Source organism: Saccharothrix coeruleofusca (genome assembly GCF_017876325.1).
Taxonomy (GTDB): Bacteria; Actinomycetota; Actinomycetes; order Mycobacteriales; family Pseudonocardiaceae; genus Actinosynnema; species Actinosynnema coeruleofuscum.
In genome coordinates this window covers 4,036,979-4,050,158 of record NZ_JAGINV010000001.1, presented here as the reverse complement: position 1 = coordinate 4,050,158, position 13,180 = coordinate 4,036,979, and the positions used below count along the sequence as shown (strand labels likewise).

Below are 13,180 nucleotides of genomic sequence, written 5' to 3'. Positions count from 1 at the left end.
GCTGGCCCGCTCCCTCCAGTCGGTGCTTTGCCGCTCATCGTCTCCGATCAACCTGAGGCCAGGATTAGAGCGTCGCCGCCGTGGTGCCCGCGGGCCGTGCTCTCACGGATGCCCAAGTAATCAGTTCAGAATGACTTCGCGCGAAGGCAGATGATCGAGCAGGCGGGGTTGAGCATGGCCTGATGGGTAGGCGTCGCACCAACGCGGCGAGCACCGCACGATCGGCCCAGTCCCACTGCGGGCGGGGTTGGTCCGGCGCGGCACAGCGACCTCGTGCCGCAGCACCAGCGACTCCACGTCCTTGGCCGCCGACGACCGGCCGAGCAGAACCAACCACCCGACGAGCCTGAGGAAGATCAGGTACACCAGTCGTAACGCCATGCCTGGCGATCACGCCTCCACGGCTCGTGGTGCGCGATCGCCGCAGCTCGTCGCCCCAGCGCAGAGTTCTGGCACCTCACAGGGCCACTTCGGTGAACACCCCACTCCGCAGATCAACCGTCACGTACTTCACAGCGGAACCCGTGCGCCGAACGGAGACGAACGCGGCAGCACACCCGCCAAATCGGCTTTCGCCCACGGCGACTCCGGGATCAGCGCTTGATCAGGTGGACAGCCTCCTCAAGGTCGGCGTTGCGCATCAGGGATGCTCTGCCGTTCACACCGACCAACCGCTGCACCGTGCCGGCCAGCGGTGAGCGCGCCAGGCGCAGCATCGCCGATCGGAGTACCGTCTCCGGCCGGTTGGCCGGAGTGAAGACCAATCGACCGCGCGATGCGAAGCTCTGGAAGTACTCCATGTAGGGACGCGTCGTCTTCTCCCATTCGATCAGCGCCCTCTCTGGATCTTCCGGGTAGCGGGTGAGCATCGTCCCGAGGAGCTCCGCGCCGGCGATCCCGTTGGACACGCCCATGCCCGCGTAGAGGGTGACGCACCACGCCGAGTCGCCGACGAGCACGACGCGGCCGCGATGCCAGGAGTCGAGGTGTACTTGTTCGACCGAGTCGAACAAGTACTGGTCGGTGTCCTCCAAGAACCGCACGGCCTGTTCCAGTGTCGGCCCCAGGGGCTCTGGCCCGTAGACCTCGCGGATGCGTTGAGCCGCCGGGATCGCGAACTCCGCGTCGACGTTGGTGGTCCGGTAGGAGAAGAGCACGGCAGGCGGCTGGTCCGCGAACGGGAACAGCCAGAAGGAGCGGCCAGGCTCGGCCAAGATTGCCCCTTCACCCTGCGCGAGACCAGGAAGATCCCCTGGAAGCTGGTAGGCCGCGATCATGTAGTTCAGCCGGCGCAGGTAGTTCTCATCCGGCCCGAACACCAGCTTGCGCACGGTGGAGCGCAGGCCGTCCGCCCCGATCACGAGCTCGAAGCGCTCGGTGCGCTCCGTCCCGTCCACCGCGTTGCGCGTGGTGACCTCGACACCGCGGGCATGCTGGTGGATCGCGACGGGGACGGTCGAGTAGCGGACTTCGATGTCCGGATCCAGCGCGGCGAACGCCGCCTGCTCCACATCGCCTCGCAGCAGGAGCGCAGGGCCTCCCGGCTGGTCCGAGAACCCCGTGGTCGGCCGCTTGTTGCCCTTCCGGTCCAGCTGGTAGGTGATCAGGTTCGCCGGGGTGCGGTCTTCGAGCCCGTGCGAGATTCCCAACCGTTGCGCCGCGTTGCGCCCCACACCGAACAGGCCGATGCAGTAACCGCCCCGCCTCCGACCCGGCGCCTTCTCGATCACGACTGGAGTCCAGCCCGCCTTCCTCAGCGCGATGGCTGCGGAGATGCCGCTGATCCCGAGGCCGACGACGAGGGCCTTGCGGGTGCCGTGGGAGGAAGTCATGCCACGATCGTATGACCAACTGACCAAATTCGTCATCTGGTCAGTATGTGACGCGGATTACTTGCTGGATCTCGTGGCTGGTTCGTCGGGGTGTGCCTGCCCGCAGGGCGGGGACGCCCGCTCGGATCGCGGGACGAGGCGCCGCGCTGCGAGTGTGGTATGACGTGCCACGCCAGGGCGTCGCTTGCGTGGAGCGTCCAGCATGGGGTGGAATCGGAGTTGACGGCACATGGTGACGCGTACGGGACGAAGTGCGGACAAAGTCACGCGTATTCTCGCTTCCGCCGAGGAGCTCCTTTTGAAGCGCGGCTTCCGCGGAGTGACCATCGCCGATATCGCGGAACGCGCGCACGTGGGCAAGGGAACGGTTTACCTGTACTGGAGCACGAAGGAAGACGTCTTCCTCGAACTGCTCACCCGCGACGTCCTCACGCTCATCAACGGCTTCCGCGAGGCGGCGACGCGGAACCTCGAGCTCACCCTGCCGCACCGGCTCTGCCCGTACCTCGTCCGGTCCGCGCTCGAAAGGCCCCTGGTCCGGGCTCTTCAAGCAAACGACGCCGACGTGCTCGGCCTCGTCATCGACCATCCCCGCAGTCAGAACCTGATCAAGCAGCACGGGGCGCCTGCCCTGATCAAGGCTCTTCTGCCGATCTGGCGCAGGCACGGCTTGGTTCGCACGGACTGGGAGCTGGACGACCAGGCATACGCGTTGCAGAGCCTCACCCTCGGGCATTTGGAGATCCAGGTGCGCAAGCACGTCAGCCCGAGCACCACCATGCCGCCCGAGGACGTCCTCGCGGCCGCCGTGACGGCACTGCTGGGTGTCGAGAGCGAAGCCACGACGGACCTCAACGCTGTCGCGGCCGAGGTCCTTCAGGTGTTCACGACCTCCGCCGCAATCCTCGAAGCGGCCAACGCCTGAGCCGCGATGGAGACCATCAAGCTTGGATGATGAGGAGTTATGGCACCACCGAAGAAATAGCCTGACGAGCTGCGTGAGCGGGCGACACGGATGGTTCTGGATGTCAGGCGGGGGCGAGTTCAGGCGGTGGAAGCATCTGCTTCGAGGAGTTCGGTGAGTTCCTGCCCAAGGGCGTCGACATCCCGACCGACCCCCGCTACCTCGCCGCCATCGCCACCGAGATCAACGACCGACCCCGTAAGATCCACAACTGGAGGAAACCCAGCGAGGAACTCGCGGACGATGCGGTTGAGGTTGTCGTTGCTGCCGCGTTCCCGGGGCGGGTGCGGGTGGGCGAGGAAGACCGGCAGTCCGGTGGCGGTCACCTGCTGGTGCAGGGCCATCTCGGAGCCGCAGTCCCAGGTCGGGGAGCGTGTGATCGAGGCCGGAGGTCGCCGACGGCGGCGATGATCGCATCGGTGACGGTCAGCGAGTCGCGTCCGCGCAGCGGGACCGGGACCAGGAAGCGGCTGGTGCGCTTGAGCAGGGTGGCCACCGCGCTGCGACCGCCCTTGCCGATCACCAGATCCCCCTCCCGGTGGCCGGGCATGGCCCGGTCGGTCGGCCTCGGCGGGGCGCTCGTCGAGGTAGCGGGGTTCGCGGATGCGCGGCGCCGGTGCCGGGCGCGGTCCGTGGCGGGGCGTGCGGCCGGTGCGCAGCGCGAGCAGCTCCCGGTTCAGCGTGGCGACAGGTTGGGCGTGGACCCACTGGTAGACGGCCTCGTGGCTCACCCGCACAGCGTCCTCGCCGTCCTGGTCCCGTGCCAACCGGCCCGCGATCGACGCCGGCGACCAGCTCGCCCGCAACAGCCCGACGACACGTGCCCGCACCACGGGGTCCCGGTCCACCGCCAAGGATTTCGGTCGCGACCGGGCCGTCCCCGCCGCCCGGTCGGCCACCACGGCCCGATACCCGGCGCGACCGCCATGCCGGGCCACCTCACGCGAGACGACCGAGGGATCACGCCCTATCAGAACGGCGATTTCCTTGTACTCCAACGACTCGGCCAGCCCGCGGGAGATCTCCTCCCTCTCGGCCAAGGTCAACATTCGACGCACGGCGGCCAATCCTTCCCCACCGAACACCACGATCAGATGCTACGACCGCCTGAACCTGCCGGAATCAGGGTGTCGGCGGGGTAATTCTTCGAGCGGAGCCATGCGTGCCACCGCTCGCGGACCAGTTTCTCCACTTGATGGCAATTCCGGTCAACTTCGATGAACAGCCTGTAGTCGAGCACCTGTCCTCCTCTTCGGTCTGCTTCGACCGGTCGCGCAGCGTGCATCGACGGTCACGCCGAGAGTCGGGTCCGGTCGAGTTGGAGCGAACAGCCATCACCGTTGCGGTCCACGAGCTGCACGCGGCGATTGCCTTGGGCCCTTCATCGCTCTTCGGTGTGAGGTGTCAAAAGTCGGCCACGTGGCCTGACCTGCGGTTAGGCTGCTACGGGTTCGTACTCATTGATCAGGCCGCCGAGGACTGGTCGACGGCGTATTGAGGTGTAGTCCGCCTCTGCGATCGGCCAGTCCGGTCGTGGTGGTGCGAGCTGTAGGGCTTGATGGGGTCGGCGATGGTTGTAGTGGGTCGCGTAGCAGTCGAGTACCGACCGCAGGTGGTGTTCGTTGATGATGAGCAGGCGGTCGGTGGCTTCGCGTCTGGTGGTGCCGACGAACCGCTCGGCGTAGGCGTTGGCTCGCGGACACCGTGGCGGGATCTTCACGACCTGGATGCTTGCGTCGGAGAAGACTGCGTCGAACGAGGCGGTGAACTGGCCGGCCCGGTCGCGGATGAGGAGTCGGAAGTCGTCGGCCCGTCGGCTAGGTCCATCAGCAGGTTGCGGGCCTGCTGGGTAGTCCAAGGGCCGTCGGGGTTGGTGGTGGTGCCGAGGATGTGGACGTAGCGGGTGGCTACTTCGATCACGAAGAACACGTACACGCGTTTGAGGGTGACCGCGCAGTCGACGTGGAAGAAGTCGCAGGCCAACATGCTCGCGGCCTGCGCGCGGAGGAACTGTCGCCACGAGGTGTCGGTGTCACGCCGGGGTGCCGGCGGTATCCGCAGGCGCTTGAGCACGCGGCGGATGGTCGAGGCGGCGGCCCGGTGGCCGAGCTTGAGCAGCTCGCCTTGGATCCGGCGGTAGCCCCGGCTGGTGTTCTCCAGGGCCATGCGTTTGATCAACGCCACGACGGTGTCGTCGACCGGTGGGCGGCCGGTGCGGTAGGGGGAGGTCCACTTCTTCGCGACCAGGCGCCGGTGCCATCGAAGAAGGCTGCCCGGCGTCACTGCTCGGTGCTCGCGCAGCATCCGGGGGAGGCGGCGCACCAACGCGGCGGGCACAGCGCGATCGGCCCACTCCAGTCGTGGGCGGGGGTTGGTGCGGCGCAGTACGGCGACTTCGTGCCGCAGTACCAGCAGCTCTACGTCTTTGGCCGCCGATGACCGACCGAGCAGAACCAACCAGCCAACGAGCCGGACGAAGATCGGGTACAGCAGTCGTAGCGCCACGCCCCACGATCGTGCTCCTACAGCTACTTCTGCGCGATCACCGCAGCTCAGCGCCTCAGTGCAGAGTTCTGGAATTCCACAGGCAACAGGTCCGGGCAGCGCCTCCCAGCGCTTCAGCTCGACCACGCCGGAGTGAGTACGGTCGGCCGGGGTCAGGGTCATGCCGTCCATGCCGGTCCCGAGGTGAGTCGATGAAGATCTGCGTGGCCTCCTCTCGGCAGTCCACCCTGGCTCTCTGGGGCAGACTGCTTCCCGCCTCGGCGGCGATCTGGTTCGTCAATGGGGGCAGCCGGTCGGTCCAGGCCGATGTGCTCATGATGTCCGGTGTCTGGGCCTTCGACCGCTACGGTGGCCGCCCGGGCAGGGAGGCGGCGCAAATCCTGCCGAACACGCGGGGCGACGGTTTGCCGGAGTGGATCGTCGTCCCGCCGTTCCGCCCGGTCGTCGAACGGGACGGGGAGTTCGTCACCAGGGAGGACTTCGCAGAGGTCAGTCCTGCCCACTACGCGGTCCTCCGGTCTCTCCAGGCGGTGAGGGAGGAGTTCGGGGACTCGGTCACTGTGGTGCTCGACCTGTCGTTGCTCGGGATGGACGATCCGAACGACGAGTCGACCCCGGCTTCGGTGGCCCAGGCGATCCAGGAGTTCCTGGCCGGGTGAGGGCCGGCACCACGCCGGAACGCCCGCGTCCGTAGTTCGGCCGATGCTGTGCCGCTCGGAAAGTCGTCGCTGCTGGTCAAGCGGCGTGTCTGTACTCGTTGACAAGTCCGTCGAGGGGGCGGGTGCGGCGCGGTCTGTGAGGGTCGAGGTCGTGTACTGCAGCGGGGTGTTGGTGGTCCTCGGGTGGTAGTTGGTTGCGGACCTGGTGGGGCGGTGGCGGTTGTAGTGGTCTTGGTAGGCCCTGAGGACTTGGTGTGCGCGGCTCTCGCCCGTAATCAGGGTTCTCGTGCCGCGGCACGAGCAGTTTTCGACGTCCTTCGCCGCCTGGCTGCGCAGCAGCACCGACGGCACGGACAGCGGCTTCCGGCTCACCTCGTACAGCAGGGACACGATCTGCCGGACATGCTCTCAACATGGCGATCCCCTCGCCCTACCAGCGGTGTTGACTTTTCGAGCGGCCCAGAATCCACGGCGGCTCGCGCCGTGGATTTGCCGAACTTGCGCAGTCTCACCAACGGTTTCGTGGTCGATCGGTCCGCTGTGGACGCCGCCACGACCTTGCCCCATCACGACGGTCGCACCGAAGGGGGTAACGCCCGTACCAAACGGACCCTGCCCGTGGTCAGTTCTCGGCCGGTAGTGCTTTGTCCGGGTTGTCGAGGGGGAGGGTGATCGACAGACCGGATGTCGAGGTCGCGGTCAGGGTCGATGCCTCGACGGTGAGTTCACCGAACGGGTTGGACTCGGACAGGTAGCAGACCCAGATCAGCGAGCGGTCCTCGTCCAGCCGGGCGAAGAAGCCCTCCGAGCCGTGCGAGCCCTCACCTGCGCAGGCGTAGCCGCCGGGGACGCGGATCTCTCTGGTGATGTCGATCGAGGTCAGCCACTCGGGGTCTTCAGCCAGCAGTTCGCCCAGGTCGAAGGCTTCGATGAGGCGCAGGCCGCGCTCGTCGGCCTCGACCGCGTAGGAGCGGCCGTCGGCGAAGTAGAGGCCGTCCTCGATGGGCAGGCGGGCGGAGGACCAGAGGGTGGTGATGTCGCTCATCTGCGTCTCCTGCGCCGTCCTCCGCCGCAGCCCGGTGGCAGGGAGGTCGGTCGTTCGTTCAGGCCGGTGTTGGGAACCGGCTCGCCGTTGAGCCTGTTGCGCGGGTCGCGGAAGCGTTCCTGGAACTTCTCGGCCCACGTCTTGCCGGTGGTCGACTCGGGGTGCGGGGCGTTGGGATCGACTCGCTGGACACCTACCGGCACGCCTGCCTCCCGTGCGGCGTCGAGGCGGCGATTATCATAGCTGACGAGCTGACCGTCGATCTCTATGACGTGCACCGGCGAGCGGTTCCAGTCCCACTGGCCGTTGCGCATCGCCTCCGCGTAATCGTTCTGGGTGATGCTGCGCTGGGAGAAGTTGATGTCGTTGGGGTCGAGGAATTCGATGTCGCTGGTCTCGGTGAGGCCGAGCGCGTCGCTCCACCCGGTGGGGTTGTGCACGTACCCGTGCGGTGACGGTCCGCCGAACAGGCCCAGCGGGTCGGGGCTGGTGTAGCGGGCGGCGAGCGGGTCGTAGTAGCGCAGGTAGTTGTAGTGCAGCCCGGTTTCGGCGTCGTAGTACTGGCCGGGAAAGCGCAGCGGCGTGTCCGCGGCCCCGACGCGGGCGGCGGGCAGACCCCACAGCGTCGATTCCTGCCGCCAGGCGGGTATCCCGCGTTCGTCGACCAGTTCGGTGGGTGTGCCCACGATGTCGGTGATGATGGCGTAGAAGCGCTGGTCGACCCATGCCTGGCCGGTGCGCGCACGTTCGGTCTGGGTGAGGGGCCGGAAGCTGTCCGGGGCGAACTCCCAGGTTGTGGCACGTCCGGCCGAGTGGGTCTGCTCGGCCAGGACTGAGCCGTCCCACGTGAAGGCGACGCTTTCGGCCACTGTTCCGTCGAGGGCGAGGCGCAGCTTGGCGATACGACGGCCCAGCGGATCGTACTGGTAGGACCACCTCGTGCCGTCCGGTGTGGTGACCGCGACGAGGCGGTCGTCGGCGTCCCACTGGTAGTGCCAGGTGTCGGGTTTGCGGGACAGCCGCTTGCGTTGTCGCAGCACGACGCGGCCCTGCGCGTCGTGCTCGTAGCGCGTGTCACCCGACGTGCGCACCAGGGTGCCTGCATAGCTGGTGTCGGACGCGGTGACGTTGCCCGCCGCGTCGTAGGCGTACCGCTCGCGCCATCCGGGCCCGTCGACACCGGTGACCCGTCCAAGGGGGTCGACGCGGTAGTTCCGCGACGGACCGGACGAGTCGCGGACCGCGACGAGGTTGTCGTCGGCCTGGTAGTGGTATCGGCGGTGCGCCACTTCCCGTCCGCCTGCGAGCAGCGCCTGCCCGGTCGGCCGGTGGTTGGCGTCCCACGACTGGCTGAGCACCAGGTCGCCGGTCGAACGGCTGACTTCGTGGCCTGCCGCGTCGTAGTCGAAAGCCACGACGCGGCCGCCTGCGGTGAGCCGGATGGGCCGGGAGGTGGCGTCGTACTCCCAGGTGGTGGCGGCACCGGTCGGGGTGTGCCTGCGCACACGCCTGCCGAGCGCGTCGTACGCGGAAACGACGGTGCGCCCGTTGACCGTCTCGGCGAGCACGCGGCCCAGCGGGTCGCGGGTGTAGGACAGTTGCGCGTCGGCGTTGCGAGCGCGGGTGACCCGACCGAGTTCGTCATACTCGATGGTGGTCACGGCGTCGCCGCAACGCCGTTCGACGATGTTGCCCAAGGGGTCGCGGATGAACGTGGCGGTCTGGCCCGCGCCGTTGACTCGTTGGACGAGTCTGCCCATCGCGTCGTGCCGGTAGGTCAGCACGCGGCCGTTGAAGTCGGTCTCCCGGACCAGGTTGCCCGCCGGGTCGTACTCGTAGCGCCAGACCAGACCTTGGGCGTTGGTGACAGTGGTCAGCCGCAGGGTCCGGTCGTAGCCGAACTCGAACCGGCTTCCGTCGGGGCGGATCTCGGCCGCGGGCAGGTTGAAGTGCGTGGTGATGACCCTGTGCACCCGTCCCAGGAGATCGACGTGCTCGACTTCGTTGCCTTCGGCGTCGTAGCGCCACCGCTCGGTGGCCCCATCAGGTCGGGTGCGGGTCAGCGGTTTGCCCTCGACGGTCCAGGTGTACTCGGTGCGTTCACCGAGAGGGTCGACCACTGCGGCGGCACGGCCGAACGCGTCGCGGACGTACCGGGTCGTCGCGCCCGCCGCGTCGGTGACCGCGATCGGGATGCCCGCGCCGTTGGTCTCGATGCGCCGCACCGCGCCGAGGGCGTCGGTGACGGCGCGTCGGTGACCGCGGCCGTCGTAGGTGTAGCTGGTGACCGCCCCTGCCGGGTCGGTCTCGGCGAGCAGGTTGCCGCGCTCGTCGAAGAGCTGCCGCCACACCCCGCCGTCGGGGGCGATGAACGTGGTGACCATGCCGTGCTCGTCGTACTCGGCGATGGCCTGGGTGCCGTCGGGGCGGGTGGTGGTGACCAGGTTGCCCGCGTCGTCGTAGGTGAAGCGGGTGATGTGCCCGAGCTCGTCCGTGCGGGCGACCAACCGGTCGGACTCGTCCCACTCCTGGACGACGGTGTTGCCCAGCGGATCGGTCCTAGCCGTCAGGCGCCGTCGGGCGTCGAACCGGTACGTCGTGATGGCACCGAGTGCGTCGGTGAACCGGGTCGTGCCCTCGCCGTATTCGAACGTGCCGTCGAGGAATCCGCCTGAGCCCTCGTTGCCGACACATCGGCCGTGCGCGTCGTAGTGGTAGCGGTACCACTCGCCGTTGCGGTCGGTCCACTGCGTGATGCGGCCCGCGTGGTCGTAGTCGAACCGCATCGGTCTGCCGGAGGAGTTGACGACCTCGGTGAGCCGGGTGCTGTCGTAGCCGAACCGGACGACAGTGACGTCAGCGCCGCGCAGTCGCAGTTCGGTCACCAGCCCCTGGTCGCTGTGCACGTCGACGTGGTAGCCGCCGCTGTGCCGCAGGGCCGTGACCGTTCCCGCCGCGTCGCGGTCGAGGTCGATGCGGTTGCCGTTGCGATCGGTCACCGCCACGAGCGGGCCGTTGACGGCGAACCACAGCGTGCGGCCGGTTCCCCGCTGGGTGATCGCATAGCCTTCTCCGACCCGTGACAGCGGCCACCGCGGTCCCACCTCGGGCAGCACGGGGTGCTCGGCGGGCTCCGGGTAGACCAGCACCATGCCGTCGTCTGCGAGGAACAACGCGCCGCGCGCGTCGAACTCCAACCTCTGGTCCAATGTGGACGCCCAGGACGGTCCGAACGAGCGGCCCGCGCGGTAGGACGACACGTGCGTCCGGCCCAGCACCAGCGGCAGCACACCCGGCAGGTCGAGATCGGTGTGGGCAAGGATCACCTCGCCGCTGACGACGTCGATCGGGTCGTTCTCGCAGACGCGGTCGGGCTCCGGTGTCCTGGTGCCGTTCGGGTCGGCGGGTCGGTTGGGGCTGGTATCGGTCGAGGTTCCGCTCGAGGATGTCGTTCCGGAGGGTGATGTGGTGGTGCCCGATGGGGATGTGACGTCGGTGGAGGCGCTCGACGGCGTGGTGGGGGAGTCGACATCGCCGATCGTCGGGACGTCGGTCCTGGGGGTGTGCGGGGCACTGGACGGGCTGGTGGTGCCGGGACCGCCGTCGGCGCGTCGGCTGAGTGCGCCCAGCTTGTCCATGATTTCGCCGAGTTTGTCGAGGACTTTGCGGATGCGGGGGGGTGACGTTGCCGATGGTCTTGACGAGTTTGCGGACCAGGTCGGCGATGCGGTTGCAGACGCGGGCGATGGTGGAAGTGGCCTGGGCGATGATCACGGGGGTGGCCAGACCGAGGGTGGCCACGGCTTCCAGGGCCCAGGTGATGAGTTTGCCGACGACTTCGGCGACGAGGTCGCGGATGGTCTCGCGGACGGCGGCGACGACCTCGCCCATGATCATCACACCGGCTCCGACGCCCTCGGCCAGCGACCCCACGCCGGCGATGGCGTCGGCGGTCTGCGTGGCGTGCCCGCGGTAGGCGTCGGCGGCCTGCCCCTGCCACCCCGGTGCGTCCTGCGTGCCCAGTTCCTCGGCGATGCCACTGACCTCGGCGGCGACGTTGGACCAGGTTTCGCTGAAGGAGCGGATGACCGGCGGGTCGCCGGCGAACCAGTCCAGTGCTTCCTTGAGCGGCTGGACGTGTTCGATCAGCCACCCCACGCCGTAGGAGGCGACGGTGCCGATGGGGTCGATGACCATCGACAGCACTTCCAGGCCGACGCCGACGCCGCCGAGTCCGGCTTCCACCCAGCTGCCGCTTGAGAGACCCTGCGCCAGGTCGTTGGCCGATTCGGCGATGCCGATGCCGGTGACCGCGGTGGTGTCGCTCTGCGGCGTGGCGACGAGGGGGTTGTTCATGTGTTGATCCCGTGGAAGCGCGCCGATTCGCCGGTTTCCTGGGTGTCGTAGTCGCGGGAGGTCGCGCGCAGGTTCGCGGCGTTGTCCGACACCGTCTGCGCCGCCTTGGTCAGCGCTTGGACTCCCATGTCCTCGAACGGTTGCAGCAGCATCGCGAACGGTTGGCAGACCACGCCGTAGGCGGAGTCGTTCATCGCCACCGTCCGCGCCGCGTCGGCGGCCGTGCGCAGCCGCTCGGCCAGACCTTCGACCCGACCGGCCAACGCGCCGATCTCCCCGGTGAGGACCTCGTAGCCGGTCATCGCCTCACCTCAGGTAGCTCTCGTCGGTGAAGTCACCGTCATCGCCCTGCCGAGGGGGTTGCGCGGGAGGTGGCGCGTCCGGCTCGGGTTGGGGGAAGTTGTGCTCGGCCACGGCGACGATGTGCTGCCCGGAGGGGGTCTGGCCCACGGTCTCGCCGACGATGCGTGCCAGCTCGGCCGGGTAGGCGGCCTGGGCCTTGCGCATCGCCTCCATCACCGCCGCGGCGATCTGCTCCGGTCGCAACCGCGACACCGCCTCGGTCATGCTCACCGCGCTGGGAATGCCGTTGGGGCCGACGGTCACGCTCACCGCACCATTCGCGGCCGAGGCGGTGAGGGAGATCCGCTCGACCTCCTGCCGCATCGACTCGTACCGGGCGGCCTTCTCCTCCGCGTTGCGCTCCCAGTCGTCCACCAAGCGCCGCACGTTGGCCAACGGGTCGGTCATCGGCTCCCCCTCCGGTGACGAGATCGAGCCAAGCTACAGCGCCTGGGACGACGCACCGGACCGATTCGCTCCCAAGATGACCGGATCGGCCCAACCGCTTGCCCTAACCGGCGGCCTCGGCCCTTGATCAGTCGTTGGCGTGAGCAGACGTCAGTGAGATGCTTTTCGTCGTGACGTCGCAGGTCACGGCGCAGGCTGAGCAATGGGGGTGCTGTGGGCGAGGCTCCCGGTGAGACAGCAGTCGACCAAGATCCGATGCCCCAACCGGGAGCCTCGCCGTGCTGTCTTACCCTGCCGCGATTCCGCTGTCCAACCACACCCTCGTCCGCTTGGCCGATCTCATCCGCGCGGAGCGAGCACGACGCCGGTCCCGATGGCGGCGGCTCGATCCCGGCCGCCAAGCGCTGCTCGTGCTCGCCCACCTGAGCAGGCGGCGACACCCACACCCGTCTCGCCGCCGGGTTCGGCATCTCCTCCAGCACCACCTGGCGCTACGTCAGGGAAGCAGTCGATCTGCTCGCCGCCCTGGCCGACGACCTGAACGCCGCCGGCGAACGCGCCGCACGACTGGCCTACGCGATCCTCGGCGGCACCCTGGTCCCGATCGACCGCGTCGCCGACCCAGAAGCCCTACTACTCGGGCAAACACCATCGCCACGGCGTCAACGTCCAGATCCTCGCCGACCCCGCGGGCCGGGTGGTATGGGCCTCGGCGGCACTGCCCGGAGCCGTCCACGACCTCACCGCGGCCCGAACCCACGGCGTGATCGACATGCTGACCGCCCACGACGTCACCACCTTCGCCGACAAGGCCTACCAAGGCGCCGGCGGCACAGTGCGCACCCCGTTCATGCGCCACGCCACACGACCGCGGCTGTCATGCGGTCAGAAGGCGGTCAACCGGGCACACGCCCGCATCCGTGGCCTCGGCGAACGCGCCGTCTCGCTGCTCAAGGGCTGGAAAGTGCTGATCAAGCTGCGCTGCTGTCCGAGCAGGGCCACCGCGATCGTCGCGGCCATCCTCGTTCTGCACCACGTCGAGATCCGCCGTCAACCACGATGAAAAGCA

General features: G+C 68.3%; 12 protein-coding genes and 3 pseudogenes. 5 read left to right on the top strand and 10 right to left on the bottom strand.

Annotation, left to right across the window (positions count from 1 at the left end; translation table 11 throughout):
* Positions 1–120: 120 nt before the first annotated feature.
* Together JOF41_RS17970 and JOF41_RS17965 are read right to left on the bottom strand one after the other, a co-directional pair.
* Complete coding sequence (locus JOF41_RS17970) at positions 121–366, bottom strand: hypothetical protein (RefSeq protein WP_229796436.1); 246 nt, start codon at positions 364–366, stop codon at positions 121–123.
* 227 nt (positions 367–593) lie between these two features.
* Complete coding sequence (locus JOF41_RS17965) at positions 594–1,832, bottom strand: FAD-dependent monooxygenase (protein ID WP_229796437.1); 1,239 nt, start codon at positions 1,830–1,832, stop codon at positions 594–596.
* Positions 1,833–2,061: 229 nt separating this feature from the next.
* Here JOF41_RS17965 and JOF41_RS17960 point away from each other — a divergent pair, with 229 nt between their 5' ends.
* Together JOF41_RS17960 and JOF41_RS38750 are read left to right on the top strand one after the other, a co-directional pair.
* The gene (locus JOF41_RS17960) at positions 2,062–2,757 is read left to right on the top strand and encodes a TetR/AcrR family transcriptional regulator (protein ID WP_268248887.1); all 696 of its coding nucleotides are present in this window, start codon (positions 2,062–2,064) and stop codon (positions 2,755–2,757) included.
* 155 nt (positions 2,758–2,912) lie between these two features.
* Positions 2,913–3,026: pseudogene (locus tag JOF41_RS38750) on the top strand (IS30 family transposase); the annotation flags it as partial.
* 233 nt (positions 3,027–3,259) lie between these two features.
* On the opposite strand, the pseudogene JOF41_RS38745 reads toward JOF41_RS38750, so the two are convergent.
* The 4 genes and pseudogenes from JOF41_RS38745 to JOF41_RS38320 form a co-directional block, all read right to left on the bottom strand.
* Positions 3,260–3,845: pseudogene (locus JOF41_RS38745) on the bottom strand (IS30 family transposase); the annotation flags it as partial.
* A gap of 41 nt (positions 3,846–3,886) precedes the next feature.
* On the bottom strand, positions 3,887–4,036 hold the full coding sequence (locus tag JOF41_RS17950) for a hypothetical protein (RefSeq protein WP_209620515.1): 150 nt from the start codon (positions 4,034–4,036) through the stop codon (positions 3,887–3,889).
* A 195-nt stretch (positions 4,037–4,231) separates the two neighbouring features.
* Complete coding sequence (locus JOF41_RS17945; protein WP_307867454.1) at positions 4,232–4,516, bottom strand: integrase core domain-containing protein; 285 nt, start codon at positions 4,514–4,516, stop codon at positions 4,232–4,234.
* On the bottom strand, positions 4,513–5,301 hold the full coding sequence (locus tag JOF41_RS38320) for a hypothetical protein (protein WP_307867453.1): 789 nt from the start codon (positions 5,299–5,301) through the stop codon (positions 4,513–4,515). The genes JOF41_RS17945 and JOF41_RS38320 overlap by 4 nt, the downstream gene beginning before the upstream one ends.
* Before the next feature lie 191 nt (positions 5,302–5,492).
* Here JOF41_RS38320 and JOF41_RS17935 point away from each other — a divergent pair, with 191 nt between their 5' ends.
* Positions 5,493–5,960, top strand: a complete 468-nt coding sequence (locus tag JOF41_RS17935) for a hypothetical protein (RefSeq protein WP_209620512.1) — start codon at positions 5,493–5,495, stop codon at positions 5,958–5,960.
* Positions 5,961–6,582: 622 nt separating this feature from the next.
* Here JOF41_RS17935 and JOF41_RS17930 read toward each other — a convergent pair.
* Positions 6,583–7,005, bottom strand: coding sequence for a hypothetical protein (locus JOF41_RS17930; RefSeq protein WP_189225971.1), 423 nt, complete (start codon positions 7,003–7,005; stop codon positions 6,583–6,585).
* Complete coding sequence (locus tag JOF41_RS17925) at positions 7,002–10,331, bottom strand: RHS repeat-associated core domain-containing protein (RefSeq protein WP_307867452.1); 3,330 nt, start codon at positions 10,329–10,331, stop codon at positions 7,002–7,004. The genes JOF41_RS17930 and JOF41_RS17925 overlap by 4 nt, the downstream gene beginning before the upstream one ends.
* On the opposite strand from JOF41_RS17925, the gene JOF41_RS38315 reads away from it, so the two are divergent.
* Positions 10,315–11,265 carry a hypothetical protein gene (locus tag JOF41_RS38315; protein WP_307867451.1) on the top strand — a complete coding sequence of 317 codons (951 nt, stop codon included), beginning with the start codon at positions 10,315–10,317 and terminating at the stop codon, positions 11,263–11,265. The two genes, JOF41_RS17925 and JOF41_RS38315, sit on opposite strands and share 17 nt — an antisense overlap.
* A gap of 92 nt (positions 11,266–11,357) precedes the next feature.
* Here the strand turns inward: JOF41_RS38315 and JOF41_RS17915 are convergent, their stop codons facing one another.
* Positions 11,358–11,663 carry a type VII secretion target gene (locus JOF41_RS17915; RefSeq protein WP_209620504.1) on the bottom strand — a complete coding sequence of 102 codons (306 nt, stop codon included), beginning with the start codon at positions 11,661–11,663 and terminating at the stop codon, positions 11,358–11,360.
* A gap of 4 nt (positions 11,664–11,667) precedes the next feature.
* Positions 11,668–12,111 (bottom strand): YbaB/EbfC family nucleoid-associated protein, encoded by a 444-nt coding sequence (locus JOF41_RS17910; RefSeq protein WP_209620501.1) that lies wholly within the window; start codon positions 12,109–12,111, stop codon positions 11,668–11,670.
* Between the two features lie 278 nt (positions 12,112–12,389).
* Here JOF41_RS17910 and JOF41_RS17905 point away from each other — a divergent pair.
* Positions 12,390–13,174 (top strand): annotated as a pseudogene (locus tag JOF41_RS17905) (transposase family protein).
* The last annotated feature ends 6 nt before the right edge of the window (positions 13,175–13,180 follow it).

Bases quoted from the DNA above. Each gene is read 5' to 3' on its own strand.
- JOF41_RS17965 (WP_229796437.1), bottom strand. From the start codon at position 1,832: ATGACTTCCTCCCACGGCACCCGCAAGGCCCTCGTCGTCGGCCTCGGG.
- JOF41_RS17960 (WP_268248887.1), top strand. From the start codon at position 2,062: ATGGTGACGCGTACGGGACGAAGTGCGGACAAAGTCACGCGTATTCTC.
- JOF41_RS17935 (WP_209620512.1), top strand. From the start codon at position 5,493: ATGAAGATCTGCGTGGCCTCCTCTCGGCAGTCCACCCTGGCTCTCTGG.
- JOF41_RS17930 (WP_189225971.1), bottom strand. From the start codon at position 7,005: ATGAGCGACATCACCACCCTCTGGTCCTCCGCCCGCCTGCCCATCGAG.
- JOF41_RS17915 (WP_209620504.1), bottom strand. From the start codon at position 11,663: ATGACCGGCTACGAGGTCCTCACCGGGGAGATCGGCGCGTTGGCCGGT.
- JOF41_RS17910 (WP_209620501.1), bottom strand. From the start codon at position 12,111: ATGACCGACCCGTTGGCCAACGTGCGGCGCTTGGTGGACGACTGGGAG.